The following is a 25,652-nucleotide window of genomic DNA, read 5'->3' on the forward strand; positions in this document are numbered from 1 at the left end:
GAACAAAGAACAGAGAACAGGGAAAAGGGAACGGGGAACAGGGAACAGGGAACAGAGAACAGGGAACAGGGAACAGGGAACAGGGAACAGGGAACAGGGAACAGGGAACAGGGAACAGGGAACAGGGAACAGGGAACAGGGAACAGGGAACAGAGAACAGGGCAAAAATTCTGTCTACCTCATTAGGGGAAAAACCGCTATACAGACCAGTAATTTTTTTTTCAGGGCATTCCGACTCCCTCGGTGCGCTTGACCCGTAATTAAATTCGCTCAAGGTGCGCGCCTCCAAGGGCGCGAGGGATTGCTCGCGCCCTTGGGTCGCACCTTCGGGTCGCACCGCTCCCGACTTCCTAACACCTATGTCTAGCTATGTCTAGGTTTTTATGAGATACAAAAACTCCAACGGTAAACCATCAGTATCAGCGATAAAGGCTACCTCATAAACATGATTACCGATCATCTGTTGGGTAGGTTCCAACAGAACCTTCAAGGGCTGAAACTGCTCTGGGTTCTGCTCAGAAGCCTCTTTAAAACTTTCTTTCAAGGACTCTAACCAACTTGGCAAGTCAGTAGCCCTATCCGTTAGGTCAAAAGACACGTGGTAATACCCCACATAATGCTCATCCCCAAAGGCATCCGGTGCTGGTAATGGTTCAGGAATTTGGATTAGTTCCAAGCGTCCACCCAGTCCCTTCATCCAACACGCTAGAGTCATGCCAGTAGTGAAGCGTTCAGATACCGTGAATCCCAACTTCTCATAAAATGCGATCGCGCGATGAATATTGGCTGTGCGAATCGAAGCATGATGCATGGGTTTTGTCCTTTGGCCTTTTTCCTTTACCCTTTTTCCTTTCTAACCAACAACAGGTGTAGTGAAATCACCAATCACCAATCACCAATCACTAATCACCAATCACCAATAACTAAAACAATCGGAAATAAGGGTAGCGCACAGGTACTCCAGGTTCTTTTTCCAAATCAAAATTGATCACTTCCCAACAAGGTTCTTCCTCAGGTTCTGGGCTAAATTCTACCGGCAAGCCATACAACCTGGGTTGGCCTGACTCTGAGTTCCCTCGCCAGGGGGTACTGCGCTCTAGGTAGGCACTCACTAAATCCCGATAACGACTGGCAATAATTACCCGTGTTGCCCGATATCCTTCAGTGTATAGCTTGTCTAGGGCTTCGTGAATCTCAAAGCGAATTCCATCAGGATGAGTGTGCTGTCGGTACCATTTATCTTGCCATAGACGCCAGTGACGCCCAGATTGTAAATGAATCAGTTCCCCAGTTTTTGGGTTGGCTTCAAACGCACCATGACGTGGACACAAGTAAGTGTCAGTCAACGTCAATGCCGGAATTATCTGACGGCAGTGAGGACATTTAATTTCTGAACCGAATATCGGGTACTGCAAGCTAGAATCAATCATTAAATGCTAGGGAGTGCCTTAGAGGTATATGCTATTACCTAATGGCTCCATCATTATAACTGGGTATTTAGTGGTGTTGGTCTCAGTGACCCCACTGTAAAACCTATGTAAAACCTAAGGTATTAATTACCATTATCTCCCTATTGTGATTAATTGTGGATTATCCCTTACCTCAAACCCCAATACTGACATCTTTTTGGCCTCCCCCAGATCTTTCTCTTGCTGCCTTTGTCGCCCCTAATGCTGTAGTTATGGGTCAGGTGTCCGTAGCTGCAGGAGTTAGCATTTGGTATGGTGCTGTAGTCAGAGGTGATGTGGAGCGCATCGAGATTGGCGATCGCACTAATATTCAAGATGGCGCAATTTTACACGGAGATCCCGGCAAGCCAACAGTTTTAGAAGACCATGTCACTGTTGGTCATCGCGCTGTCATTCATTCAGCATATATTGAACAGGGTAGCTTGATTGGTATTGGAGCAGTGGTAATCGATGGGGTTCGTGTCGGTCATGGTAGTATCGTGGGCGCTGGAGCTGTGGTTAGTAAAGACGTTCCTCCCCTGTCCCTGGTAGTCGGTGTACCTGCCAAAAAATTACGGGATGTTTCGGAGGCTCAAGCCGCTGAACTGATTGAACATGCACGGCACTATGAAAAGTTGGCTCTAGTTCATGCAGGTAAAGGCACAGATTTAGGGTTTAGTCTAACATAATACTTCGCTGCCGTTGCCCGGAACCCGGAACAGGGAACTTCCGATCCCGGAACAGTGGACAATAATTGAGAAAAACACCATCAGAACAGCGCTGCATCGCGTTTTACCGATTCCTTCCCAATTAGTAAACTGTGGGTAACTTTGATTGACTTTGATTAAGTTTTTCCCAAGAAGCGTGCAACGTCTTGAACAAATGGGTGATCAGCTTACTGAAAAATTAACTAAAAAAAATTGACCCATTAGGTGCGACTATATATATAAACAACTAAGTACCGTCCGGTACAAGGCATATCAAGCTGAGGGAGGTTACCCATCTAGCTTGGTAAGAGTTATTTGATTACTGAGTCACGGCAACTTGTTCAACCAATAACCCCACTTCTTCTAGGGGTGGGAGGGTAAAAATACTTCAAGCATTATAGGGAGGATACTAGAACCATGGATTTACGTCTATTAATAGTCTTATTGCCTTTACTCCTAGCACTAGGCTGGGTAGCTTACAATATTGGTGCGATCGCTCTCAAACAAGCTCAAAATTATTTGAATAAATCTCAATAAATCCCGCGTCAACCAATTAAGCGATAGCACCTTTGCGCAAAAGCACAATAGCCAGCTGTTCCGTCAAAAGGAGGATACAGCTGGTTTGCTTGAGCTATTGACCAATCTTATTTGTGGCAAATCAGTGGCTCTGAACTCAATAGATAATCTAGAAAAGTACCAGCAACAATCGATAGTTGTTTGCTACGCGGATAGACAGCATACCAGTAACGCTCGATGGGAAAGTGTTCTACATCCAAAACCACCAGCTCAGAGTTAACCCCTTCCATAACTAAGGTATGACGAGATAATACAGAAATTCCTAAACCCCCTGCGATCGCTTGCTTAATTGCCTCATTACTCCCCAAATCCAGCCGCACCTTTGGTGAAATCTGGTGGTAATCGAATAGTTTTTGTACAGCTTTGCGTGTTCCCGAACCAGGCTCCCTCATAATAAAGGTTTCTTGAGCTAGACGTTTAAGGGGGATATTTTTTTCCTGAGCTAGAGGATGATCGACCCGTGCGATCACAACCAGGGGGTTTTCTTGCACTGGTTTATAGCAGGTCTCCTGGTTTTCCGGAAGCTGACTCATAATGTATAAGTCATCTAGATTCTCACTGAGACGACCAAGGATGTATTCGTGGTTGGTGACTTGGAGAGAAATATCAATGCCTGGATAACGCTGGCAAAACGGACCTAGTAAACGAGGAATAAAATATTTCGCAGTTGTAATCACTGCTAAGCGCAGACGCCCCTGTTTTAAACCTTTGAGATCTGCCACTTTCATCTCAAACTGGTCTAAATTCTCAAAGATATCGCGGCAGGTTTTAACTAGTGCCTCACCAACCTGGGTCAGGTAGATTCGCTTACCTACCTGGTCAAACAGAGGCATACCAACAACTTTGGTTAGCTGCTTCACCTGCATAGAGACAGTGGGTTGGGTGAGAAACAGTTCTTCTGCAGCTCGTGTAAAGCTGTGGTGCCGAGCGACTGCTTCAAAGACCCTTAACTGATGCAATGTGGCTTGCTTCAATGATATTACTCCTATGAGGATATAGATCTTAGTCTTTGACAGTCTTGAAAGTCAGGAGTAGGGAGTGGGAAATGGGGAAAAGGGAATTTCATGGTGTTCATGGTGGACTTTTTTCCATGGTAGCTATTATGAATCTTTGGTACGTATGGGTAAGTTTCTTAAATCTGGTAGTTCTACAAGCTCTTTTTCTGCTTCCTTTACCTTAACTGGTATTCTCAACGGTTGTGGTTGCTCCTCGATCAGGCAACTCGCTACTGGCAAGCTTTTCTCTAAATCTTCAAGAGGTCTAGGAATCACTGTCACAGCGGTTAGTTCACCAATACGCTGGGCTTCAGCCATTCCAACTTGTAAAGCAACTGCTACATCTGCCACACGACCCCGAATAATGGCAGTACATAAACCCGCCCCAATGGTTTCGTAGGCAGTAAGCTGTACATTGGCAGCTTTGAGCATGGCATCCGAGGCACCAACCATTGCTGGCAATCCCCTGGTTTCTAAAAGACCTAGGGCATGATTACTGACCCGGCTACGATGATTTTGGTTAACTTGATCGAGTAGGTGAACACCGATGGGAAATATCACTTCCAGGTTGGGAAGTGGTCGCGCAATGATTGTCGAGGAGAGCAACTCACCCTCTCGTTGAGCATAATCCTTACCCGATTCGACAGCAATTCGCACCTCAGCGATCGCTCCCCGCACAATGGCAGTGCAGTGACCACTACCAGTTTTTTCATAACCCACAAGGGTAACTTCTGCTGACTTGAGCATGGCGTCAGCAGTACTAACAATTACTGGAAAACTTAGAGTAGAGACTAAACCTAGGGAGGCTTGGTTAAACCGTTTTCTCTTTGTCAAGGGATCGTCAGGGACAAGCCCAGGTTTGTATAACTCCATCAGACAGAAGACCTCTCTTTGGTTGTCGGCTGTTAATTGTTGGCTTATATCAAGTTTAGAAAGTTAAGTGTTCAGCAGAAACCTACAAAGGTCAATCAAGAAGCAGCTCATGCCATTGGACTAGATGATTGGCATGGGTTTTGTCTGGGAGTGGTGTGCCGACCACCGGTATGATCTAGCATTTCTCAAATAAGTCAGGTAGACAGTTGCAGGGTTAATGGGAGTCGGGAGTCGGGAGTCGGGAGTCGGGAAGTCAGAAAAGGGATCCCTCCTAACCCCCCTTAATAAGGGGGGAACTTAATAAGGGGGGAACGAAAGTGGGAAAAAATCCTGTTTACCTCATTACTACGAAAACTGCTATAACTATAATTTATAATTACAATTAATTATACTAATAAAACTGTAGGCGAAACCGCTAGGACAACTAACTATAGAGCGTCACATTGAGGCATATGGGGTGGCTGTTGGCTTGAGACTCCCAACTTGTGTCGTTCTAGCTATCCCAAGGGCGTTCCTTCTGGTGATCAAACTTCTGACAATCGCCTTTCGAGTCCTTTTTTCTATACCAGTAGGAAATTTAGATTAAATCACATAGAATTAAACCCTTGTTTATTTGATAGCGTTTATCATAGTAATAAGGTAAACATATTTTTTTTCGGTTACCTTTTACCTATTACCTAAAATCAAAAAGTAACCTCACCCTCACCTAGTTGATAACTACTATATAAATACCCGTTGATGGAGCCGTAACTATGAGTAGTCTATCTGAACTTAAAAGCCGAAAACTTGGATTAATTGAATTAATCTCAATGGGATTTGGTGTTTATCTGAAAAATTTGAAGCCTATCCTACTGTTGTTTTGTACAATCTATTTCCCTTTGCTGATAATTTTGTCAGCTTTGAACCCGGAAAATACAAATAAGACTTAAGGATTGTTTCTGGCTTTTTTTGTAGTTGTTTCTATTGTTATAGGTTTAGCAAGTTTGACTATTACATAGCCCTATCGCTGATTACAGAAAATTCTCTTCATGGAAGACATACCACTTATCAGACTATAGTCCAAAAAATAGTTACGAGTTTCATTCCTCTAGTTGGGCTATCTTTGATATTTAGTATTAACTATTTGATCAGATTTATACTACTTATAATCCCAGGGATAGTTTATGCGGTAAATAATCAATACTATGGGCTGGCTTTTATTCTCCGAGACCAAAGGGGAAAAGATGCTTTCGATTACAGTCGCTCTATCGTTGAAGGGAATTGGTGGAAAGTATTCTTCTTCATTTTTCTAAGTGTATTGAGTGTTTTATGCTTACAATTTATCTTGAATAGTGTCTTAACTAGTCTTCCTTTATGAAAAATATTTGGGGTGATTTACTTTCAGTAGTTTTCCCTCAATTTATCGTCATCGGGATTACCATTGGTAATATACTTCTATTTCTTAACTTAGATTATCAGAAAAGTTTGGAGAGCTGATTAAATGGGAAGCATTCATAGGCTAGGTCAAACCAGTGAATTAAAACCAAGTTCTGTATTCATCTAAATAACCGTCGTAGTACAATTCTTCTTATTCAAGGCAATCTGGAGTATCCACAGTCGTCTCTTCTGTTAAGTCTATTCCGTGATACTCTTGCTCTAGTTTTTTCATCTCTTCAAACAGACCTTGTTTCTTCAGCTTAGCTCTTTCTGCAACAAATTTGTTCCATTTTTTACACTTTTTCCTAGCTCGTTCTCCTGGGACGTTTTTACAGTTTACCGGCCTATAGTCGCTAGGTTCATAAAACTTATGTCCCCCAGGATGTTTTTTCTTTTTTTTCTTACTCATATTAATAGATTTTAGTTTTTATGGACTTCTAGAATTTTTGGCCGAAAGTCAATTGAGTAAGGTTTTATCCCAGATTGTTATAACTCACTAGTTAATCTCTGTATTATTATACCTCATAAGTAGGATAAACCCTATAGGTAATTGCAAGGCTTGGTTTGGCAATTCTTACCATGTCATTGGCTCTCTGCCTCAAGCACTTTCCTTTTCTAAGGGTAAAGTCAAGGGCGATCGCAATTTTTCGTTCGCGTAGCGTGGCCTACGGCCAATCACAAAGAGTTGCGATCGCTTTTTCATCAGTGGATACACCCTAAAAGGGTTCACGCTCCCAAGTTGTAGTAATACCCAACGTCTCAAAGGAATTTTCTAGCAGAGTTCGGAAATCCTTACTATAGCCACCAAACAGATGAACTCGTGGTTTTCGACCTGGAAAGTAGGGAGCATACAGAAGCACTTTAGTGCCGTCCTTCCAGACTTTAACGTGTTTGACCTCGATTACATACTCATCAGTTAACAAATCAACGTAGCCGACTGGTGACTCCACCTCACGCTCTCCACCTTCTCCCTCTTGAAGGATAGCTTGAATCATCCTTTCATCTTCATAAGACTGACCGGTATATTTTTTCTCGGCAAGAGGTTGTGGCATAGGTTCTCCAGAGGTTTCCATGTCTTCGAGAACTTCTGCGACTAAATTACTAATGCCTTCTAAAGCAGCTACCAGAGATGTGTCAAGGTGAGATAGACTGGGAAATTCGGCACATAATCCTACAAACTCCTCGTCTTCTTTTAACCATGTGATGCTATAAGTGTAGTGTTGTTGATTAACTTTCATTACTGTACTCCAACTTATCAATAGCCTTTCCACTCTTTCCCTTTTGAATATTGACACGAGGATTTCCTTCCCACCGGGTCTTATAAATATAGGTCAAGATGATACAAACACCTGCCAGTCCAGAAACCGAAACTCTATTGATTGAGTTGCCTAGGACAATTGGGTTGTACGTCACCCAGGAACAGTTTACAGCCCTAGCAGCAGCTAACCGCGACTTGAGACTGGAAAGAACGGCACTTGGAGAGTTAATTGTGAACCCACCAACAGGCTGGAAAACTGGAAAGCTAAATTGGAGTATTTCTGGAGAGTTGTATTTGTGGTGGCGTAATGCAGGGGAACCGGGTAAAGCCTTTGACTCTTCTACTGGCTTCATTTTACCTAATGGTGCGACTTGTTCTCCCGATGCCTGTTGGGTGAGCCGAGAACGTTGGCAGGCACTTACTCCAGAACAAAAAGGCACGTTTGCTAATATCTGCCCGGATTTTGTGCTTGAGTTACGGTCTAGCTCAGATCGGGTTCAGTCTCTGGAAGCTAAAATGACGGAGTATATCGACAATGGCGCGAGACTGGGCTGGTTAATCGATCCACAGCAGCGACTGGTGGAAATTTATCGACCGGGTTTGGCAGTGGAAGTGTTGGAGAATCCAAGTGAGTTGTCCGGTGAAGAGGTGTTACCGGGTTTTGTGTTGGATTTGCGTCGGGTGTGGGATTGAAAATAGAAATGCGATCGCTCTCTGTCTTGATGCAGTCGCTCATGGGGGAAACCCCCAAGACCGCGCTGCATCGCTCGAAAACCCTGCACTTAAGTTGATTCTGATCGCGCTGCCAAGAATTCCTCCGGTAGCATTACGGGAACTGAAGATGACACAAAATCAGATATATTGCGTGTAACGATCAGGTCGAGACCTAAGGCAAGTGCAGCTTCACTGCTCACTGCATCCTCAAAATCCGTCATGGAGCTTTGCAGAGCAGCTCGAATCACCTGATCGGTTATGCTGGCAACTTCAATACGTTCTAATAAAGTTGATAGTAGTCTCAGTGCAACCTCACTGCCCACCTGACGACGCAAAATATAGAAAATATTGGTTATGGCATGGCCTGAAACATATCCTTCAACGTCTTCCTGGGTTACTGTATTTAATGCTTGTGCCGAAGCAACCACAAATGGTTGGCGTTGAGCTAGAACATCAAGTAATACGTCGCTATCAAACAACACCCGTCTCACTTGTATTTTGCCTCAAGATAATCGATGTACGACTCTTTGGAATCCTCTGGACTTAGCTCAACCACACCAAGTAGGCTTTGAGTCCAAGGATCAAGACCAGTCATTGGTGTTGAACTTGAGCTATAAGACCTAGATAACAGGGTTTCTTGTTCAATTGAGGCCAAAAGGGACTGGACTAAACGCCAGCGTACGCTTATTGGTAATTGCAATGCTTGGTTTTGCAATTCTTGCCATGTCATTGGCTTTCTTCCTCAAGAACTTCCTATTCTAATTGTAGAGTATCGGCCAGTAGCAGTGATGTGATCCCTGCCTCAGTTATCCCCAGGTAAAGGCAGCTTTTAAGGCAGTCTGAATTGGCACCGGGACTAAATAGTCTCCGCCTGCCACCGGGTGAGGGATTGGGGATGTCGAGTTGGTCATCAATTCTCGAGTGCGATCGCGTAGCGGCTCAATGCGCGCGCATCGCTTCTTCCAAACAGTCAGCTGCTTCAGCTAAGGCTTCTTCCATGGAATCTCCCTGAGTAATAGCTTCTGGCAAATCCTGAAAGTTACCACAAACCCGCCATCAGACTGGTCAGGGGTAAATGTAGCCGGGAATGAAAATCGACTAGTTGTAGATTCTACCATGGGAGTATTAATCCTAGGATAAGCCATTCCATTACTGATAATTTAAACAGGTGCGTTACACTTTGTTAACGCACCCGACAAGATCGGCGATTAGCCCAAAGGGCTACGCTTCGCGATCGCACTTTTATTGAAATTAAAAGCTTCTGAGTACCTAAATATCGTTGCGTATGAGTTTTTTATTCAAACTCATTCAACAGAATTCAAAGGTTGTCTTAGACTTGCTTTCAAATTTTCGGACACGTCTACTACATTCAACAAATACATATATCACCTAAACTGTTAGTTCATACGTACGTACTCAACAGTTAGATAACCTGTGTTGTCGGGATAGTTTGCATCATTCATCAAAAAGGCACAGGTTTGATCTTTATACAGTGGTATTTCGGGATTCCTGGTATATTGATATTCTTCTAAGGGTATGTCACAGTTTATAATCAGAGAAAATGGATCATACTGAGGATCCATCATTTGTCCTCGATTCCAGTAATCTGGATCCCCTTCAGGTCCACATTTATCTATATCCGGTCCTCCTTTCCATATACCGTCTGCGTGAAAAAAGTAATCTCCATAGTCAGAAAATTTAGTGGCGGGGTAGAAAACTTTAACACCTTGTTCGTTATTGGCATACACCTTAAATTGTCCAGCCAGGTCGAGTTTGATAGGCGCATCCGCCAACGCAGAACCAGCCATGAAGTTGAGTGTAATAAGGAACCCAGCAAAAACAATGAGGAAGCTCTTCAAAATCTTGTTAAGTTTCATGTAGATTTAACCTCTAAATTTGGATAAACCGATGGACAAATTTTACTTTTTGTCTTCAGTCTCTACACTTTAAAGACGATTCCAGAGAGCCTTTTCTGAATTTTTTTAGTTGGCTTTTTTTATAAATAAGTCTCAAGACAGGGTTTTTCGAGGTACACAGAATTTCTTCCCTGTTCCCAATTTTGAAGTTTCCTATTTCCTGCTCTGTTCGCGTTTGGCCGTGGGCCACGCTACGCGAACGCGCAGCGGAGGCCGTAGGCCAAAACGTGGGCTACGGCCTTAGCTCTCTAAAACCCAGAAATTTGTACCTCGTCCAAAAAGCGATTCTCTGAAAGAGCCGCTACGGGATTATCGGTACAAGCCGCTACGGGAAGGCACTTTATCGAACTTTATAGCAGTAGCCGTAGGTTGGGTTGAACTTTCTGAAATCTAACTCTCTCAAGGTAACAAAAGGGAGAGATAATGTTGGATTTCATTGCCTTGAGTCCAACCTACACGATGGGTGCATCTTTTTGTTGTAAATCTATAACTGTTGGGGACTATGGGGATATGGGGAGGTGGGGAGTGTGGGAAGAATGGGAAGATGGAGGAGATTTTTATTAATTGGTGCAGGCTGCCTTTCACACACCGCTGCTTCAACACACAGACAACCATGTTTAGGGTTGCATAAATGGGGGATGATTTTAAGAGTTTTGTAGAATGGCCATCTTGCTGGAACAGGCATCTGGCTGTGGAATGGCCATCTTGCTGGAACAGGCATCTGGCTGTGGAATGGCCATCTTGCTGGAACAGGCATCTGGCTGTGGAATGGCCATCTTGGTGGAACGGGCATCTTGCCTGTTTCAATTTCCGGGCAGGCAAGATGCCCACCCCACTGATATTTATCCCGCCCCTCAGCAATGCCTCATTGTTGACTTCTAACTTCTGATCAGAAGTAGCTGCAACAGGAACCGACTCAGACTCCTGCACCAATCGCACTACCTCCTGCACTTCCTCACCAACACCACTGTCCAGTTCTTCCACCGCAACAGATGATGTCACCGTCTCGCCCACAATCGGTTCAACTTCCGCATTCGGCTGGGACATTTCCCCAATTGCTGACTCAGTTGCCTGATTAGTTGGTGTAACCGATAAATCCTGATCAGTCTCATCCTCACCGATAAAATATCCCCTCAACTCCTCTCGCAGAATCGCTCGCGCCTGGGAGATGCGCTTACAGACATTCTGGTAAGAAATCTCTTGCTGTTGGGCTATCTCTCGATAAGACAGTTCTTGATAAAAGTGCAGGATAAAGGTCTGGTGCAGCCGAGCAGGTAAGTTATCAATGGCACTGCCGATAGCAATCTTTTTCTCGTCTGTTTCCAAAACCCTTTCTGGGGTATCGTCACAGGAAACCAATCCTTTTTCCTCTGGAATCCCTTCTATATCCTCAACGTGGTTCGCGCTGCGACAATGTTCTCGATGAATATCCACGCAGAGATTATGAGTCAGCTTTGTCAGCCAAGCCTTAAAATTAGCAATTTTCCCGGCAAATTTTTGCACCTTCTCCCATGCCTTGAGCATCGCTCGACTCAGGGCATCTTCAGCATCGGTAGGGTTTCCACCCATCCACCTGAGACAGCGATGATAGAGATAATCTTGATATTGCCGCCATTGCTGCCAAAACTCTTTCTGTGAAAAGTGATGGGATTGGCCGAATGCAGTAGAACTGGCTTCTAATTGAATATTTGACATCATAATTGATTGATCAACACAATGGTGTATGGTCTCCACTGGAGTCCAGGGCTGATTTGTTGTAGTAAGCATTCAGCTATCAGCTATCAGCTATCAGCCGTGAGCCTTAGGCTGACGGCTGACGGCTGACGGCACCTCAAGTAGCACCTCAAGTAGCGCATATGCTTACGATTTGTACTCCACATTTTTGACCTCGATACCCGATCACCATTTGAGAGTATAGCGGTTTTTAGTCTGTTAATCTCATAAAACTCATGTAAAAACTCATGTAAAAACTCATGTAAAAACTCATGTAAAAACTCATATATATGGTTTTTATATAGGTTGTCAACAAAATTATTGCTCAAAAAATCAAGAGGCAAGATGCAAAACGCAAGAGGGGAAAGAGATTCAAAGTTTTATTGTCCAATCAAAAAAGACCATACACGTTTACATCTCAAATAAAAACCCTATATACAGTCGAAAGTCGGGAGTCAACAGAAGCGGTAAATGGGGATAATTATCCCTATATACCCATTTGCCGCTTATAAAAATCTGACGAAATCGCGTTTATACAAACAAAATCAATGGCTGTGAGGGGAGCAACACCCATATTTTGCCGCTTATATGCTATTATCTGCTATTATCTGCTATTATCTGCTATTATCTGCTATTATTACACTCCCCTGTCAGGGAGTCCCAGCAATAAAAATAGTTAACAATATTTAATAGTCAGCTGGAAATTATATAAGGTATGATAATTTAAGGTCAGGAGAATAAATCAAAGGAGGAAAGTAAGCCTTGAATGCCTGCCATATCGGTAAGCTCCCTACTCGCAAGAAACGGGCAAGATGCCCGTTCCACCGAGAGGAGTGCTATTATCCCTTTAATCGACTGGTAGCTGAAAAAAATTGGGTTTCAAGCCCCGTCCTTGGTTAGAGGGCTTTTATCTGATTAGTTATAATCAAAGAGTGGCCTAACACAGACAGGATTCGTCGGTACTGTCATAAACCCCACGAGCGTTTTGCGATGTTAGCACGTGAGTCGCGAAAAACCTCATTAAAAACGTATGGATCCGTGCCAGATACCGAAAACCAGTAAAGCTTTCCTTAAAAACTAAAAAGTACCGTGTGCCCCACGGAAACTGAGGAAGCTCAACGCTTAGGGAGATAAGCCCACTGGGGTTAGTTAAGTTAGGCTAGGTATTTTGTTTTTAAACGGATACTCGGCTTAAGTATTGCCTTTGGCGGATAACTAGCTTTAAGGCATGTCGAAGAACTAAGAATCCCCGCTCATAAGCGGGCGGGGAGTGTCAATCAAGACTAGCTATCTATTCGTAAATTCTGATTTATGGGTATGATTGAGCCCCACCAAGACTCCCCACCAAGACTAGGTATCATAGTAAATAACTAGTAATAACGAGTTATTAATACTAGTTATTAAACCTGCTCTGGTTAACTGCTGGTTAACTGGGGTGCCATTGCCCAGTGATCAGCTCTAAAATTGGTGGCTCATTCAGGGTAAACCCATATAATTTGCTGATTCCTATATACCTATAGTGTTTTTTAAATTAAATAAACACTATAGCTTTTAGTTACCAAAATGGGACGGCAAAACTTCGATAGCTCGTTTCGGTGTGTCACGTTTGCTCGAGCACTTAAAAGGTGCTTATTGATAAATTGCGGTGACATTTTAGATGAATATTGATTGTATTCTGGAAATTGTTGACCGTCAACTAAAAGAGAGTCAACATCGACCCCTTACATCCACAGAAGTAATTATGCTGGGTGGGATTTGGCAGTATAGAACTTATAACCAAATTGCCCTCGAAGCAGGTTATAGTGCAGGCTACCTTACTAATGTCGTTGCTCCAGATTTGTATCAGCGACTCTCCCAGGTGATTGGCCAGCGGGTAAACAAGAAAAACTGTCGGGTGCTGCTGGAGTCTTATGCCACCACCCAAGCATCCCCAGAGACAAACCCTTTGAACCCAGATCTGGTGAAGCCAGAGCTGACGGGAAATGCTGCCAATGAAACCCATGAGATACTACCTTGCTATCCCAGTGGCTCAATCCCTATCAACTCTCCCTTTTACCTAGAACGCTCTTCCCTTGAGGAGCAAGTTTATCAAGAAATCAAGAAACCGGGAGCGTTAATCAGGATTAAAGCTCCCAGAGAAATGGGCAAAACCTCTCTGCTGCTGAGGATTCTTGACCATGGCAACCGCCTGGGCTACCATACTGTCAGCTTGAACCTAGAGCAAGTCGAGCAGGTAATTTTGAGCAATTTGAATCAATTTTTGCGCTGGCTGTGTGCCAACATCGCTCACCAGCTTCAGCGTAAACCGATGCTAGATGAGTATTGGGATGAAGACCTGGGCAGTAAAATTAGCTGCACCCTCTACTTCCAAGACTATCTACTAGATTTAATTGATACTCCCCTAATCTTGGCATTGGATGAGGTGAGCCAGATTTTCGAGCATCCCCAAGTCGCGAAGGATTTTTTACCTCTGTTGCGTTCTTGGTACGAAGAAGGCAAAAGACTGCCCATCTGGCAAAAGCTTCGCCTGGTAGTGGTTCACTCCACGGAAATTTACGTTCCCCTCGAGCTTAACCAGTCTCCTTTCAATGTGGGGCTGCCGGTTCAGTTAAACAACTTCAGCCAGGACGAGGTGCAGCAGTTAGCTCAACGCTACGGACTTGACTGGATAGGTCCCGAAGAAGCTAAACAATTAATGGTAATGCTGGGGGGACATCCGGCACTGGTAAACTTAACGCTCTATCATCTTAGTCGCAAGGATATAACTCTTTCCCAACTGCTAGCAAGTGCTCCCACTGCTACCGGAATTTATGCTAATCACTTGCAGCGTCATTGGGCAACATTGGCAAAACAGCCGGAATTAGCACAAGCTCTTGATACGGTTCTCAAGGCCACTGAACCTGTGCCCTTAGACCCCATCCTAACTCACAAGTTAAGCAGTATGGGGTTGATTAAACTTTCAGGTGCTCAAGCGATCGCAGCTTGTGAATTGTATCGGCAGTTTTTTACGAACAAGGGAGAGCAACAGTTTATGTATACAGCATCTGTCTCGTAGCCTAATCATGATTGATCAGCGGTCAGCGGTCAGCGGTCAGCGGTCAGCGGTCAGCCATTCGCGACTTGAGGTGCTTTGTGGCACAGGCTTCTAGCCTGTGATCTAGCGCATTAGCTGATAGCTGAATGCTTACGATCAGTTTTTAATGCTCCGTTCACGATTCAATGTTTTGTTTATTAGTTTTTTCATGAGATTTTATATGAGTTATGAGATGAGTTTTATGAGTTTAGTAGGTCAAAAGTCAAACTAATATAGTAAGTATTCAGCGGTCAGCGGTCAGCGGTCAGCTTAATGCTTAAAATAAACTTTTGGTAGTGCGTAGGGTGCGTTAGGGGCGGGCTTGCCCTCATGTTCAACCTCTTCGCTCCTTCTTGGGACAGCCCGCCCTGTAACGCACCACCGGATCAAACAGCATGCATTGAGATGCACCCTAGCTATGAAACATGCTTTAGTTTATTAAAAAATTGAGGGTGAATTTTAATAAAAAAACTAAAACAATCAATGCTCCATAAATCCTAGTTCAATGTCGGGTGCATCTCATGAAAGCTGTTTGACCTAGTGGGTGGAATGGGCATCTTGCCCGTTACAATTTTCGGGCGGGCTGTCCCAACCCTGGCGCTCGAGACGGAAAATGAGGGCGAGCCCTTGGGTGGTGCGTTACGGTGCGGACTATCCCAACGCTGGCGCTCGAGGCGAAAAATAAGGGCAAGTCCGCCCCTAACGCACCCTACGAACTAAAACAATGCTCCATAAATCCCAGTTCAATGTCTGTGTCTTGTGTCTGTTAGTCTGATGAAAAACTCCGATTCTAAGCTGAAGAGTAAATTGAATTTGGAAACTGGCTCCTTAACAATTGTTGGTACGGGGATTCAATTGGTAAGTCATCTGACCTTGGGGGCGAAAGCCTGGATAGAACAAGCGGACAAGGTTTTATATGCTTTGGCTGACCCAGTAACGGCTAAATGGCTCAAAGAATTGAATGCCACAGCAGAAGCTTTGCCATATAACCGGAACAATCAATGGCGCAGAGACACTTATCAAGAAATGACCGAAAAAATATTGACAGAAGTTCGTAAGGGGCTGAATGTCTGTGCTGTGTTTTACGGTCATCCTGGGGTTTTTGCCAATCCAGTGCAGGCAGCTATTAAACAGGCACATCGTGAAGGCTTCACAGCACAGATGCTACCTGGGATTTCTGCGGAAGATTGCTTATTTGCTGACCTTGGTCTCGATCCTGGTCGAAACGGGTGTCAAAGTTTTGAAGCAACGGACTTTTTGATTCGACGGCGTAAATTTGACCCCACTAGCCCCTTGATTTTGTGGCAGATTGCCATGGTTGGCAATCTCGGTTTTTACAAACCGGAGGAACAGTTTCGTCCTCTAACTATATTGACCGAGGTCTTAAAAACACATTATGGAGGTGACCATGAAGTGATTGTTTACGAAGCAGCTGTTTATTATCCAGTTTGCAAACCAGTTATCCAGCGTATTCCTCTGTCCAAGCTACCACAGAGCAGTGTTACTGAGGTTTCAACCCTTTATATTCCGCCTCAAGGGTTAGCACCTGTGGACAAAGACATGATGGCGCGCTTAGGTATGTCTTTTGTTAAAGAAGCTACAGGGGAGAAACAGATCTGATGACAGCTTATCAACAAACTGTGTCCAACCTCAAGTTAGCGATCGCACAGAACCCTGAGAAAGCTAAAACTCTAGCTCAGCAAGGTGAGGCTGATCGGCTGATGGGAGATTTTGAAGCTGCCCTCGCTAAGTTCACCCATGCCCTTGAGCTAAATTCTAACAACCCTTGGGCTCTCGCTCACCGTGGAGAAACCTACTATCAGATCAAACGTTATCAGGAAGCCCGAACAGATTTTAGCCGCGCTATTGATCTCAACCCTAACTACCTTTGGGCCCTCGCTCACCGGGGCGTAACCTACCGCTTTATGGGGGAAGCATATTACACAATGGCAGTGGCTGACTTGGATCGAGCCATTGAGCTGAAGCCAGATTACGTTTGGGCAATTGCCTATCGTTGCCGAGTTTATGAGCTGATGAAGTGCTACCAGAAATCCCTGACTGATTTTGACCGTGCTATCGCCTTTGACAAAACCATATTTGGGAAAAATTGGCGGATTGAACGGGGGTTACTACTCAACTATGCCAATAGATATGCTGAAGCGATCGCTTGTTGCCAGCAGAGGTTAGAGGAAGTTCCTGATGACACTACAGCTTTATACTGTATTGCAGTAGCGAAGGCTCGCTGGCAGGGATTGACCCAGGCCAAAAGCGACATTGAGCTTACGCGGACAGTATTGCTGTCTCAATGGCAGACAGGGGATCGAGGAGATATTCTGTACCGACTGAGTGGCTTAGCCATCTTGGTAGGTAACTGCGAACAAGCATGGGAATATCTACAAGACGCTATTCCTATTAATGATGAAGCCATTGAGTTAGTCGGTCACGACCCAGCTTGGATGGAGTGGCGATATCACCCGAAAACTCAGGCATTACTCGCTATAGAAAAGGGAGTAGGGAGTAGGGAGTAGGGAGTAGGGAATATGGAATCAACAATTATCACAATTCTTACAGGGATTGCTATAGAGCAGTTTTTAGTCTAATTAAGGTACACAGTCTTTTTAGCTTTTTACATCTTACCTCTTAGAGGTTCTAAGTTCACTGCTCCCTGCTCCCTGCTCCCTGCTCCCTAAAAACATCTACCTCACCCAATTGAAAACCGCTATAAAGCGTTTCAGACAACAAAGCTCAATCAATTAAGTTTCTAATAACAGTCAAGGAGGAATTTGATCCAGATGGATAATAACACTTGGGCTCTTGCTCAAAAAGCAGAAACTCTTCGCTTGTCAGGAGCCTATGAACAGGCGATAGAGAAATTTGAAGAACTTCAAAACAGTGACTCGGACAATGCTTGGCTAAATGCCCACCTAGGAACAACTTACTGCCAGTTGATGGATTATAGGAATGCCAAAAAGTACTTGAAAAAAGCCGTCAAAAATAATGATAACTATTTCTGGGCTCATGCACAACTAGGTGAAACCTACCGTCTACGAGCAATGACAGAAAATGATAAAGAGCAGAAAAAGGAATCTATTAACTCAGCTATAAAACATTTTGAAAAAGCGCTTGATAATAAAGCACCAGAAAACAGCAACTATGGGTGGGCATTAGCTCACTTGGGAGCAACCTACCGCCTGAATATTTTTAAGGTTTCACCAGAACTAGAAGGAGAATTAAAAAAAGGCGATGTGAAATCTCTGATAGTAAAAATAATAGATAAAGACATTCAAAAAAAAGCATTGGCTTGTCTTAACAGAGCGATTGAACTTATGCCCACATATGCCTGGGCTTGGGGTATGCGATCGACAGTTCACAGATTAGCTCAAGAATACGAGGAGTCATTGTGGGATTTGGGAGTAGAAACACAAATATCTCCAGACATGGAGACTTTACAACACTCTTATTATCCTGTTTCAAGTTTAGTAAGCAGGAGGGTAAGTCTTTATGAACATGCATTTCTGTTTTTTTATTTAACGAAGAGTGAAGATAACTCAGAAAAGAAAGAGAGATACTATAGTGGAGCGATCGCTTGTGCCCAACAAGTCTTGATCCTGAAGCCAGGGGATTTGATAGGTCAACTCATTCTCAAGATAATTGAAGGTACACAAAAGAAGGAAAAAGGCAAACTTGATAAGGATTCTGATTTTATAAAAGAATGCCGTATACTTATTCACAAAATAGATGCCAACCTTCCTGAGATATGTAAAGCAGTATTGAGATACATGATAAAGGCTGAGCCTGAAACCAAGGAGAAGTTGGAGAAGCTGTTGGAGAAGCTGGCTTCGTCAGAAGGTACGTCAGAACATAAATTAAAGAAGCTTGTTGAGGATGTCCTCAACAATCCTGATATTAAAGCTATTCAACCAGAGGCACAATTATGGCTGTGGAAAAACTTCGCATTGGTCGAATTATCTGCCAGTGCTCTTTCCTTCCTTGCTGATTTAAGTAATATTCTGAAATCTGATGATGGAATCTATCATCAGATGACTGGTGAAGCATTGCCTTATCGAGAGCTTGCCTTGATAATCTATAATCAATACGCACTGGAAAGGTTTATTCAAACTCCAACATTGTCAGAAGAAGAACGGGAAAACGCATTTAATAAATTGTTGCCGTGGATAAAACCACTACCATTAGCTTAGATTCTTGATTCGTGACTAGATTAAAAATTAGGAGGATATCTCATGAGTAAACTATTTGATTTATTAACCGATTTGGCCCTTGACCCCAAGAAACAAAGTGTTTTCATCAATAACCCCAGTTCCGTAATGGACAAGGTGGGTTTATCTGAAGCAGAGCAGACGGCGATGATCAGCAAAGAACCTGCTAAAATTGCAGGGTTATTTGCAGACAAACAAGTTCCCCTTGCCCTTACTATGGGCGATCCTGGTCCCGATCCCTTGCCAGATCCAGACCCTTTTCCGATGCCAGATCCAGAGCCTTCTCCATCAGAAGAAGAAGAAGAAGCGGCGTTGCTTTTGTAAAGGTGCCCATTCCACCCACCGGGTCAAACAGCTTTTAGGAAATGCACCCCACTTAACCGTTAGGTTAGGTGGGGTTGTTAATTTTAAATCACTCAGGGTGCATCTCAATGCATGCTGTTTGAACCTGTGGTGCGTTACGGGACGGACTGTCCCAATACTGGCTACTGATAAAATCAGGGCGAGTTCGTCCCTAACGCACCCTACTGGCGTGGCACACCTAAAAACGTTTGTTGGGTTGAGCGGTAGGGAAACCCAACAAAGCGTTACTGGTGTTGGGTTTCATTCTTCAACCCAACAAACGCTTATTGCACCAAATTAGCTGTGCCACGCCACTACCCAACTTTTGGCAACTTTACACAAATTAATACAGCGATGCAGCGCGGTCTTGGGGAGGCAGCGCGGTCTTGGGGGTCTCCACGGGGCTTACAAGGTGCGGAAATAAGTTCCGCACACAGCCCCTCCCCATGAGCGACTGCCGTGGTTTCCCCCACTCGCGCTTTGCATCAAGAAGTTAGGTTTATTTTTGTCCAGGTACTTATGCGCGATTTATCAGGTTACCAAGTTACGGAAAAACTCCATGAAAGCACCAACTCCCTAGTCTATCGGGGACATCGGCGGGCAGATCACCAACCTGTTATCCTTAAAATGCTCAAACAGGCTTATCCTTCCCCGGAAAGCATTGCTTGGTTCAAGCGAGAGTATGAAACAACCCAAACTATTAACCTACCTGGTGTAATCGATGTTTACAGCTGGGAAAACCTAGAAACTAACTGGGTAATGGTGTTAGAAGATTTTGGCGGCGAATCTCTCAATCGGATCATTCCGAAGCAGGAATTCACCATTGCTGAGTTTCTCCACCTGGCCATTGAGATTGTTGACATTCTCGGTCAGGTTCACCAGCAGCATATTATTCACAAAGATATTAACCCATCAAATATTATCTTAAATCAGAATACTGGTAAGCTTAAGCTAATTGATTTTGGTATTTCAACCACACTGTCGCGAGAAATATCAACCTTTCGCAACCCAAATGTATTAGAAGGAACCCTAGCTTATATTTCCCCAGAACAAACGGGTCGCATGAATCGAGCCATCGATTACCGCACTGATTTTTACTCCCTGGGGGTGACCTTTTATGAATTGCTGACGGGACAGTTACCCTTCCCCAGCAATGATGTTTTGGAATTAGTCCATTGTCATATTGCTAAACAACCGACACCACCACAGGAACTAAAACCAGACATTCCACCAATTCTTTCGGCGCTCCTGTTGAAATTGATGGCAAAAAATGCTGAGGAACGCTATCTATCAGCCTATCGGATCAAGGCAGATTTAGAAGACTGTCTCAGACAGTGGCAAACCAAAGGGCAAATTGATGCTTTGCTAATCGATCAGCACAATGTTTCCGATCAACTTCAAATACCACAAAAACTGTATGGGCGAGAACAGGAGATTTATACCCTATTAGCTGCCTTTGATAGAGTCAGCCAAGGAGCTAGTGAAATCATGCTGGTTTCGGGGTATTCCGGTATTGGCAAGTCCGTATTAATACAGGAGGTATATAAGCCACTGACTCGCCAACATGGCTATTGTATTTATGGTAAGTTTGACCAGTTTCAAAGAGATATTCCCTACGCTTCCTTAATTCAGGCATTTCGGTCATTAGTACAACAGTTAATCACAGAAAGTGAGCAAGAGATTAACAATTGGCGAGAAAAGCTGCAAAGGGAATTAGGGAAAAATGGACAGGTAATCATTGAATTTATTCCTGAAGTCGAACTGATTATTGGTCCACAACCACCTGTCCCAGAGCTTCCTCCAACAGAACTCCAGAATCGCTTTAATTTTGTTTTTCAAAAATTTATTAAAATATTTACTCAACCGGAACATCCGTTAGTCATTTTCCTTGACGATTTACAGTGGGTAGATAGAGCTTCGTTGGAATTAATTCAACGGCTGATGACAGCAGGAGACAATAAATATTTGTTTATAATTGGGGCATATCGGGATAATGAAGTAAACGAAGCACATCCGTTGACTCAAACCTTGGAACAGCTTGAAAAAGCCAGGGTAATTATTAATATAATACTACTTCCCCCCTTAGCCTTAACCGATGTTACAAAACTTATAGTTGATACGCTTTTTGTAGATTCAATAACTGCCAAGCAGCTTACCCAATTGATACAGGAAAAAACGGGTGGAAATCCGTTTTTCATCAATGAGTTCTTAAAATATATGTATTCTGAAGGCTGGTTGTATTTTAACTACAGCTTTGAAAAATGGCAGTGGGATATAGACAAAATAAAAGCGCAACCAATTACAGATAATGTGGTGGATTTGATGACTAAAAAAGTCAAAGCATTACCCACAAAAACTCAAACATTATTAAAATTAGCAGCTTGCATAGGAAACCAGTTTGACCTGAAAACACTGGCAGTGATATATGAAAAATCTATAGGGGAAACTGCAACGGATTTACGGTCAGCACTCCAATCTGGTCTAATGATACCCCTTAGCTATGCCTACCAGTTAGTGGAACTTGATATCGAAGGGTTGTCAAATCAGTTAGTTGCAGAATATAAATTTGCCCACGACCGTATCCAACAAGCAGTTTACTCCCTCATTTCCAAAGCAGATACACAGGCAGTACATCTGGGCATTGGCAAGTTGTTACTGCAAAATACATCCTCTGAAGAATCTGAACAGAAGCTGTTTGAGATTGTTAACCAGTTGAACAAAGGTCGGGAGCTAATTGAGCAACAAACAGAGCGAGATGAGTTAGCTCGATTAAATCTGCGGGCAGGCAAAAAAGCCAAATCTTCAGCTGCTCATCAACCTGGTTTCAATTATCTCCAGACCGGCTTAAGTTTATTAGGTAACCAGAGTTGGTCGCACCAGTATAACCTCAGCTTAGATTTGTATGTGGAGGCAGCAGAAGCAGCTTATACAATTGCCAACTACGATGAAATGGAGCCCTTGACTGAGATAGTCTTGCAAAAAGCCCAAACATTGCTAGACAAAGTCAAAGTCTATGAAGTCAAAATGCAAGCCTATTGTGCTCAAATAAAATTTATAGAAGCAATCAAAACTGGGCTAGAAGTTCTGAAGTTACTTGGGGTCGAATTACCTGAACAATCCAGCCAATCTGATCTGACGGGAGAGATAGAGCAGATCAAGTCTGCCTTGGGGGGCAGGCAAGCCCAGCAGCTAATCGACTTACCCCAAATGACCGATCCCCATAAACTAGCAGCTATGCGGGTTATGAACTACTTGTTGAGCCCTGCCTACATAGCAATGAATCAACTCAGCTTGGTAATTTGGTGCCGACAGGTGAATTTATCGATTCAGTATGGTCATTCAGCTGATTCCGCTTTTCCCTATGCCGGTTACGGGCTTATCCTCTGCTTAAGAGGAGAGCTTGAGGCTGGCTATCAGTTTGGTCAACTGGCTTTGAAGTTAATAGAACGATTCAAAGATAAAACATTTAAAGCAAGAACTTATACAGCATATAAGTTGCAGCTCAAGCATTGGAAGGAACCGCTCAGGGAGACATCATCTGTTTCCATGGAAGCTTATCAAAGTGGCATAGAAACTGGAGATATTGAATATGCTGCTAGTGCTATGGTTACCTATGCCTACGCTTTTTACCTAAGTGGCGTGGAACTGACGGATGCTAAAAAAGAGACGGCAAAAGCAATTGCAGCTACTATTCAAATTCAGCAGGAAGCTTACCTTCATTGGACTCAAACTTATATGCAGGCTATCCTTAACTTGATGGGAGAAGCCGATAATCCCTGCCGTTTGATTGGTGAAGCGTACGATGAAGAAAAGATGATAGCAGTCCATCTTGCCAGTGGAGATCGCACGGCACTGATGCACGCTTATTCACATAAACTCACTCTGTGTTATCTTTTCGAGGAATTTCAGGAAGCGGTTGAAAATGCCGACCAGTTTGAAGACTATGCTGCTAATGCTGGCTCATCATTCATCCTTACCACTGCCTACTTCTATGATGCCCTGGCTCGGCTAGCATTTTATCCTGATGCTTCAGAGACTGAAAGAGCAGAAATTTTGACCAAGGTTGCTGCTAAACAAGAAAAAATGGAACTCTGGGCAAAGCAAGCTCCGATGAATTTTCTACACAAATTTTATCTAGTCGAAGCTGAACGATCCCGAGTTTTAGGCAGAGATAGCGAAGCTAGAGACTATTACGACCGCGCTATTACTTTAGCCCATAAAAACGACTATCTCAACGACGAAGCCCTAGCTTATGAACTAGCAGGTAAATTCTATTTAGCCAGAAACCAAAACCACGTTGCTCGCCACTACCTACAAGATGCCCACTATACTTATCAAGGCTGGGGAGCTGTGGCTAAGGTAAAGGATTTGGAAGCTCGATACCCACAATTTTTAGCTACAGTTTCAACAGATAGTATTAAAACTAGCTTAAATCCGTCAATTACCGACTCAGATAAAACTACATCCGGTGTTTTGGATATCAATAGCATTCTCAAAGCCTCCCAAACTATTTCTGGGGAAATCATCCCAGACAAGTTGCTGGAAAAGTTAATGAAAATCCTGATTGAGAATGCTGGGGCTCAAAAAGGTTTTCTGATACTGGATAAAGAAGGTGACTGGGTAATTGAAGCTGAAGGAAAAGTGGATTCTGATCAGGTGACTACATTGCAATACCTGCCAGTAGACTCTGTGGATGCTGCTAGTCAAACCCCGATATTGTCAGTCTCTATCGTCAATTATGTGGCTCGCACCCAGGAAAATTTAGTTTTAAGTGATGCGGCTAATCAAGGACAATTTACTCGTGACCCCTACATTGTTGCCACTCAACCCAAATCGATTATCTGTAGTCCTTTATTAAATCAAGGTAAACTAAGCGGTATTTTATATTTAGAAAATAATTTAACCACAGACGCATTTACCAGCGATCGCATTGAAGTTTTAAGAATGCTTTCTGCTCAAGCTGCTATCTCTATTGAAAATGCTCGTCTGTATGGACAGTTAGAAGACTATAACCGCAATCTAGAACTTAAAGTAGAAGAGCGCACTCAAGAACTATCTCAAACTTTGGACGTTCTCAAAGCTACTCAAGCGGAACTAATATTTGAAAACGAGTTACTCAAGAGTGACGAACAAGCGTCGAATTTTGATTATCAAGTGGGGGGAAGTTTACCGATGGATGCTCCCACTTATGTGGTGCGTTCTGCTGACAGAACTCTCTATAAATCATTAAAGCAAGGGAAGTTTTGTTACATTCTCAATCCCCGCCAGATGGGTAAGTCAAGCCTGATGGTACGTATGATTAACCACCTCAACAATGAGGGGATTAGCTGCGCGGCCATCGACTTGACTCGGATTGGCAGCGAAAATGTTACCCCTGACCAATGGTATAAGGGATTGGCAGTAGAGCTATGGCGAAGTTTTGGTTTACTAAGAAAGGTGAATTTAAAAAAGTGGTGGAATGAACGAGCAGATATTTCTACGGTTCAGCGGTTGAGTCAATTTATTGAAGAAGTCTTGCTGGGTGAGGTTGATCAACCAGATAACAGTTTACCCAATAAACGGGTAGTTTTTATCGATGAAGTTGATAGCGTCTTGGGCTTGAATTTTCCAGTTAATGACTTTTTTGCTCTGATTCGCTCCTGCTATAATCAGCGTACTATCAATCGAGACTATGGCAATTTAACCTTTGCTCTGTTTGGGGTTGCTACCCCCTCTGGCTTAATTACTGACCACCAAAGAACTCCTTTTAATATTGGTCAGGCCATTCAACTGGAGGGCTTTAAGGAGCATGAAGCCCAACCTTTGCTTCAAGGATTAGCAGAGAAAGTGAGCAATCCTCAAACACTGCTCAAAGAACTGTTAGCATGGACGAGTGGTCAGCCTTTTTTGACCCAAAAGATCTGTCAATTCATCCGCAGTACTTCATCTGCTATCCCTACCAACGACGAAGCTGAATGGATTGAAAATTTGGTGCGAACCAAGGTGATAGAAAATTGGGAATCCCAGGATGAACCAGAGCATTTGAGAACTATACGCGATCGCATCCTGGAGAGTAAACAATCTGTTGGGCTACTGGAAATCTATCGACAAATTGTGGAGCAGGGAGAAGTGGTGGCTGTTGACAGTCCAGAGGAAAAGGAATTGCTGTTGTCTGGGTTAGTGGTCAAGCAACAGGGATATCTGAGAGTCAATAACCGGATTTATGAATCTATCTTTGACCGCAGTTGGGTTGAGGAGCATGTTTAAGTGGGATCTTGGACTTTCAATTAAAATAGTAAAGGGAATAGGGAGTAGGGAGTAGGGAGTAGGGAGTAGGGAGTAGGGAGTAGGGAGTAGGGAGTAGGGAGTAGGGAGTAGGGAGTAGGGAGTAGGGGACAAAAATTATCACTCACAATTCATTTAGG

General features: G+C 43.5%; 22 protein-coding genes. 10 read left to right on the forward strand and 12 right to left on the reverse strand.

The features are described from left to right. From F6J94_RS00205 to F6J94_RS00215, 3 genes are all read right to left on the reverse strand, one after another. Positions 1-274, reverse strand: a 274-nt coding sequence (locus F6J94_RS00205) for a hypothetical protein (RefSeq protein WP_293035704.1), incomplete at its 3' end; no start/stop codon positions are given. Between the two features lie 99 nt (positions 275-373). Beyond that, positions 374-811, reverse strand: a complete 438-nt coding sequence (locus F6J94_RS00210; RefSeq protein WP_293035706.1) for a VOC family protein — start codon at positions 809-811, stop codon at positions 374-376. A gap of 112 nt (positions 812-923) precedes the next feature. Then, positions 924-1,430 carry a TIGR02652 family protein gene (locus tag F6J94_RS00215; protein WP_293035708.1) on the reverse strand — a complete coding sequence of 169 codons (507 nt, stop codon included), beginning with the start codon at positions 1,428-1,430 and terminating at the stop codon, positions 924-926. 155 nt (positions 1,431-1,585) lie between these two features. Here F6J94_RS00215 and F6J94_RS00220 point away from each other — a divergent pair, with 155 nt between their 5' ends. Next, positions 1,586-2,137 (forward strand): gamma carbonic anhydrase family protein, encoded by a 552-nt coding sequence (locus F6J94_RS00220; RefSeq protein ID WP_293035710.1) that lies wholly within the window; start codon positions 1,586-1,588, stop codon positions 2,135-2,137. A gap of 435 nt (positions 2,138-2,572) precedes the next feature. Beyond that, complete coding sequence (locus tag F6J94_RS00225; protein WP_293035713.1) at positions 2,573-2,692, forward strand: photosystem II protein Y; 120 nt, start codon at positions 2,573-2,575, stop codon at positions 2,690-2,692. 107 nt (positions 2,693-2,799) lie between these two features. On the opposite strand, the gene F6J94_RS00230 is transcribed toward F6J94_RS00225, so the two are convergent. From F6J94_RS00230 to F6J94_RS00245, 4 genes are all read right to left on the reverse strand, one after another. Further along, positions 2,800-3,705, reverse strand: a complete 906-nt coding sequence (locus F6J94_RS00230; protein WP_293035716.1) for a LysR family transcriptional regulator — start codon at positions 3,703-3,705, stop codon at positions 2,800-2,802. A 126-nt stretch (positions 3,706-3,831) separates the two neighbouring features. Then, positions 3,832-4,599, reverse strand: a complete 768-nt coding sequence (locus F6J94_RS00235; protein ID WP_075896843.1) for a BMC domain-containing protein — start codon at positions 4,597-4,599, stop codon at positions 3,832-3,834. A 1,567-nt stretch (positions 4,600-6,166) separates the two neighbouring features. Further along, the gene (locus F6J94_RS00240) at positions 6,167-6,424 is read right to left on the reverse strand and encodes a hypothetical protein (RefSeq protein WP_293035719.1); all 258 of its coding nucleotides are present in this window, start codon (positions 6,422-6,424) and stop codon (positions 6,167-6,169) included. Positions 6,425-6,731: 307 nt separating this feature from the next. Further along, on the reverse strand, positions 6,732-7,253 hold the full coding sequence (locus F6J94_RS00245; RefSeq protein ID WP_293035722.1) for a hypothetical protein: 522 nt from the start codon (positions 7,251-7,253) through the stop codon (positions 6,732-6,734). Positions 7,254-7,351: 98 nt separating this feature from the next. Here F6J94_RS00245 and F6J94_RS00250 point away from each other — a divergent pair, with 98 nt between their 5' ends. Next, positions 7,352-7,966 (forward strand): Uma2 family endonuclease, encoded by a 615-nt coding sequence (locus F6J94_RS00250; protein WP_293035725.1) that lies wholly within the window; start codon positions 7,352-7,354, stop codon positions 7,964-7,966. Positions 7,967-8,055: 89 nt separating this feature from the next. Here F6J94_RS00250 and F6J94_RS00255 read toward each other — a convergent pair whose 3' ends face one another. The 4 genes from F6J94_RS00255 to F6J94_RS00270 form a co-directional block, all read right to left on the reverse strand. Continuing rightward, positions 8,056-8,478 carry a PIN domain-containing protein gene (locus F6J94_RS00255; RefSeq protein ID WP_293018873.1) on the reverse strand — a complete coding sequence of 141 codons (423 nt, stop codon included), beginning with the start codon at positions 8,476-8,478 and terminating at the stop codon, positions 8,056-8,058. Continuing rightward, the gene (locus tag F6J94_RS00260) at positions 8,475-8,717 is read right to left on the reverse strand and encodes a hypothetical protein (protein ID WP_293018875.1); all 243 of its coding nucleotides are present in this window, start codon (positions 8,715-8,717) and stop codon (positions 8,475-8,477) included. Before F6J94_RS00260 ends, F6J94_RS00255 begins: the two co-directional genes overlap by 4 nt. A gap of 667 nt (positions 8,718-9,384) precedes the next feature. Continuing rightward, entirely contained in the window at positions 9,385-9,864 is a 480-nt protein-coding gene (locus tag F6J94_RS00265; RefSeq protein ID WP_293018877.1) for a hypothetical protein, read from the reverse strand. 438 nt (positions 9,865-10,302) lie between these two features. Then, complete coding sequence (locus F6J94_RS00270; RefSeq protein WP_293035728.1) at positions 10,303-11,601, reverse strand: sigma-70 family RNA polymerase sigma factor; 1,299 nt, start codon at positions 11,599-11,601, stop codon at positions 10,303-10,305. A 777-nt stretch (positions 11,602-12,378) separates the two neighbouring features. On the opposite strand from F6J94_RS00270, the gene F6J94_RS00275 reads away from it, so the two are divergent. The 7 genes from F6J94_RS00275 (at position 12,379) to F6J94_RS00305 (ending at position 25,494) form a co-directional block, all read left to right on the forward strand. Further along, positions 12,379-12,516: a hypothetical protein gene (locus F6J94_RS00275; RefSeq protein WP_293018879.1), complete on the forward strand. Its 138-nt coding sequence runs from the start codon at positions 12,379-12,381 to the stop codon at positions 12,514-12,516. Positions 12,517-13,273: 757 nt separating this feature from the next. After that, complete coding sequence (locus F6J94_RS00280) at positions 13,274-14,671, forward strand: AAA-like domain-containing protein (protein WP_293035731.1); 1,398 nt, start codon at positions 13,274-13,276, stop codon at positions 14,669-14,671. Positions 14,672-15,463: 792 nt separating this feature from the next. Continuing rightward, a complete protein-coding gene (locus F6J94_RS00285) occupies positions 15,464-16,309 on the forward strand; it encodes an SAM-dependent methyltransferase (RefSeq protein ID WP_293035734.1) in 846 nt (281 codons plus the stop codon). Further along, positions 16,309-17,217: a tetratricopeptide repeat protein gene (locus F6J94_RS00290; protein ID WP_293035737.1), complete on the forward strand. Its 909-nt coding sequence runs from the start codon at positions 16,309-16,311 to the stop codon at positions 17,215-17,217. Before F6J94_RS00285 ends, F6J94_RS00290 begins: the two co-directional genes overlap by 1 nt. A 264-nt stretch (positions 17,218-17,481) precedes the next feature. Then, positions 17,482-18,888, forward strand: coding sequence for a hypothetical protein (locus F6J94_RS00295; RefSeq protein WP_293035740.1), 1,407 nt, complete (start codon positions 17,482-17,484; stop codon positions 18,886-18,888). Between the two features lie 42 nt (positions 18,889-18,930). Next, positions 18,931-19,230, forward strand: coding sequence for a hypothetical protein (locus tag F6J94_RS00300; protein WP_293035743.1), 300 nt, complete (start codon positions 18,931-18,933; stop codon positions 19,228-19,230). A gap of 537 nt (positions 19,231-19,767) precedes the next feature. Further along, positions 19,768-25,494 (forward strand): AAA family ATPase, encoded by a 5,727-nt coding sequence (locus F6J94_RS00305; protein WP_293035746.1) that lies wholly within the window; start codon positions 19,768-19,770, stop codon positions 25,492-25,494. Between the two features lie 20 nt (positions 25,495-25,514). On the opposite strand, the gene F6J94_RS00310 is transcribed toward F6J94_RS00305, so the two are convergent. After that, on the reverse strand, positions 25,515-25,640 hold the full coding sequence (locus tag F6J94_RS00310) for a hypothetical protein (protein WP_293035749.1): 126 nt from the start codon (positions 25,638-25,640) through the stop codon (positions 25,515-25,517). Positions 25,641-25,652: the final 12 nt, after the last annotated feature.

Source organism: Moorena sp. SIO1F2 (assembly GCF_010672755.1).
In the GTDB taxonomy this organism is placed as follows: Bacteria; Cyanobacteriota; Cyanobacteriia; order Cyanobacteriales; family Coleofasciculaceae; genus Moorena.

Bases quoted from the DNA above. Each gene is read 5' to 3' on its own strand.
- F6J94_RS00210 (WP_293035706.1), bottom strand. From the start codon at position 811: ATGCATCATGCTTCGATTCGCACAGCCAATATTCATCGCGCGATCGCA.
- F6J94_RS00215 (WP_293035708.1), bottom strand. From the start codon at position 1,430: ATGATTGATTCTAGCTTGCAGTACCCGATATTCGGTTCAGAAATTAAA.
- F6J94_RS00225 (WP_293035713.1), top strand. From the start codon at position 2,573: ATGGATTTACGTCTATTAATAGTCTTATTGCCTTTACTCCTAGCACTA.
- F6J94_RS00235 (WP_075896843.1), bottom strand. From the start codon at position 4,599: ATGGAGTTATACAAACCTGGGCTTGTCCCTGACGATCCCTTGACAAAG.
- F6J94_RS00240 (WP_293035719.1), bottom strand. From the start codon at position 6,424: ATGAGTAAGAAAAAAAAGAAAAAACATCCTGGGGGACATAAGTTTTAT.
- F6J94_RS00245 (WP_293035722.1), bottom strand. From the start codon at position 7,253: ATGAAAGTTAATCAACAACACTACACTTATAGCATCACATGGTTAAAA.
- F6J94_RS00250 (WP_293035725.1), top strand. From the start codon at position 7,352: ATGATACAAACACCTGCCAGTCCAGAAACCGAAACTCTATTGATTGAG.
- F6J94_RS00260 (WP_293018875.1), bottom strand. From the start codon at position 8,717: ATGACATGGCAAGAATTGCAAAACCAAGCATTGCAATTACCAATAAGC.
- F6J94_RS00265 (WP_293018877.1), bottom strand. From the start codon at position 9,864: ATGAAACTTAACAAGATTTTGAAGAGCTTCCTCATTGTTTTTGCTGGG.
- F6J94_RS00270 (WP_293035728.1), bottom strand. From the start codon at position 11,601: ATGATGTCAAATATTCAATTAGAAGCCAGTTCTACTGCATTCGGCCAA.
- F6J94_RS00280 (WP_293035731.1), top strand. From the start codon at position 13,274: ATGAATATTGATTGTATTCTGGAAATTGTTGACCGTCAACTAAAAGAG.
- F6J94_RS00285 (WP_293035734.1), top strand. From the start codon at position 15,464: ATGAAAAACTCCGATTCTAAGCTGAAGAGTAAATTGAATTTGGAAACT.
- F6J94_RS00290 (WP_293035737.1), top strand. From the start codon at position 16,309: ATGACAGCTTATCAACAAACTGTGTCCAACCTCAAGTTAGCGATCGCA.
- F6J94_RS00295 (WP_293035740.1), top strand. From the start codon at position 17,482: ATGGATAATAACACTTGGGCTCTTGCTCAAAAAGCAGAAACTCTTCGC.
- F6J94_RS00300 (WP_293035743.1), top strand. From the start codon at position 18,931: ATGAGTAAACTATTTGATTTATTAACCGATTTGGCCCTTGACCCCAAG.
- F6J94_RS00305 (WP_293035746.1), top strand. From the start codon at position 19,768: ATGCGCGATTTATCAGGTTACCAAGTTACGGAAAAACTCCATGAAAGC.